This is a genomic window from Fulvivirga lutimaris (genome assembly GCF_009711525.1).
Classification (GTDB): Bacteria; Bacteroidota; Bacteroidia; order Cytophagales; family Cyclobacteriaceae; genus Fulvivirga; species Fulvivirga lutimaris.
In genome coordinates this window covers 1-2,238 of the sequence record NZ_SMLV01000123.1, presented here as the reverse complement: position 1 = coordinate 2,238, position 2,238 = coordinate 1, and the positions used below count along the sequence as shown (strand labels likewise).

Here is a 2,238-nt window from a genome sequence, read left to right as displayed (position 1 = left end):
ACAGTCATTTTTGGTGTAGTAGGAATGCTAGTAGGATTGACGGCTGCTATCCAGCTGTTTTATCCTATTTTTAATTTCGACCTCCCGTACACCACTTTCGGACGTATTCGTCCGCTACATACCAATGCTATCATTTTTGCATTTGTTGGTAACGCCATGTTCGCTGGCGTGTACTACTCGATGCAGAGGCTTCTTAAAACCAGAATGTTTAGCGATGCGCTAAGCTGGATTAACTTTTGGGGATGGCAATTGATCATTTTGGCAGCAGCCATATCGTTGCCTCTTGGCATGACCACCTCTAAAGAATATGCAGAGTTAGAATGGCCTATTGATATTGCCATTGCCCTTATTTGGGTTGTATTTGGTATCAATATGATTGGAACCATTATTAAGCGTAGGGAGAAGCATATGTATGTGGCCATTTGGTTTTACATAGCCACATTTGTTACAGTTGCTGTTTTACACATTGTTAATTCATTTGAAATACCAGTAAGCTTTATGAAAAGCTACAGCTGGTATGCCGGTGTACAAGATGCTCTTGTTCAATGGTGGTATGGTCATAATGCAGTAGCATTTTTCTTAACTACACCATTTTTGGGTTTGATGTATTACTTCTTGCCTAAAGCAGCAAACAGACCCGTTTACTCTTACAAACTATCAATTATTCACTTTTGGTCACTCATATTCATTTACATATGGGCAGGCCCACATCACTTGTTATACACTTCATTACCAGACTGGGCTCAGTCATTAGGAGTGGTTTTCTCCATAATGTTAATAGCTCCTAGCTGGGGTGGTATGCTTAATGGCCTTTTAACTTTAAGAGGTGCCTGGGACAGAGTTCGAGAAGATCCTATCTTGAAATTTATGGTTGTGGCAGTAACCGCTTATGGTATGGCTACTTTTGAAGGACCAATGCTTTCCCTTAAAAATGTGAATGCCATTGCTCACTTTACTGACTGGATCGTTGCCCATGTGCATATTGGTGGATTAGGCTGGAATGGCTTCCTGATTTTCGGAATGCTGTATTGGATGATACCAAGAATGTGGGGAACAAAACTGTACTCAGTTAAACTCGCCAATAACCACTTCTGGATAGGCACATTAGGTATCATTTTCTACGCATTACCATTGTATGTGGCTGGTATTACACAAAGCTTAATGTGGAAAGAATTTAATGCTGAGGGATTCCTTGAATATAAAAACTTCCTTGAAACAGTAGTTCAGATTTTACCAATGTACATGCTTAGAGCTATTGGTGGCACTCTTTATCTAACAGGTGTATTTATAATGATCTACAACCTGATGAAGACAGCAGGTCAGGGATCATTTGTAGCCAATGAGGAAACTGAGGCCGCACCTTTGGTAAAAGAGGCAAAGCCTGCTGGCGGTCACTGGCACAGTGTTTTAGAAAGAAAACCTGTTCTGTTTACAGTACTAACTGTTGTAGCCATATTGATTGGTGGTGTTATTGAGATGGTGCCTACATTCTTAATCAAAAGTAATGTGCCAACTATCGAAAGTGTTAAGCCTTATACACCGCTAGAACTTCACGGTCGTGATTTATATATCAGAGAGGGTTGTGTGAGTTGCCATTCACAAATGGTAAGGCCATTCAGATCTGAGACAGAGCGTTATGGCGAATACTCGAAGGCTGGCGAGTTTGTTTATGATCACCCATTCTTGTGGGGTTCAAAACGAACCGGGCCAGATTTACACAGAGTAGGGGCTAAATACCCTGATAGCTGGCACTATTATCATATGCTGGATCCATCTTCAGTGTCTGCGGGCTCAATTATGCCAGCATATCCATGGCTTTTTGAAAGTACTATTGATAAATCTCAAACTGCTGCAATGATAAACGCATTGAGAACCATTGGTGTACCTTATGAAGAGGGGTATGATCAGACCGCCAATGATGATTTAGATAAGCAAGCTAAGGAAATTGCTGCGAGACTTAAGGCTGAAGATAATATTGACGTAGTACCTGAAACTGAGATAGTAGCACTTATTGCCTATCTGCAGAGATTAGGAACAGATATTAAGATAAAGCCAGAACAAACAACTCAAAATAAGTAAGACCATGTTTAAATATTATTTCGAACAAGTACATAACGTGGAGATTTGGCCGATAATCTCATTATCCATCTTCATTGTATTCTTTGTAGGGCTGTTGATTTGGGTTTATACAGCTGATAAATCCTATATAAATAAGATGAAGAACTTACCTATAGATGA

Annotated in this window: 1 protein-coding gene; it reads left to right on the top strand. The window is 40.0% G+C overall.

Annotated features, from left to right (window positions below):
* Positions 1-2,079 (top strand): cytochrome-c oxidase, cbb3-type subunit I (ccoN, locus tag E1140_RS00610; RefSeq protein ID WP_155178014.1); only part of this gene is annotated, 2,079 nt, incomplete at its 5' end.
* Between the last annotated feature and the right edge of the window lie 159 nt (positions 2,080-2,238).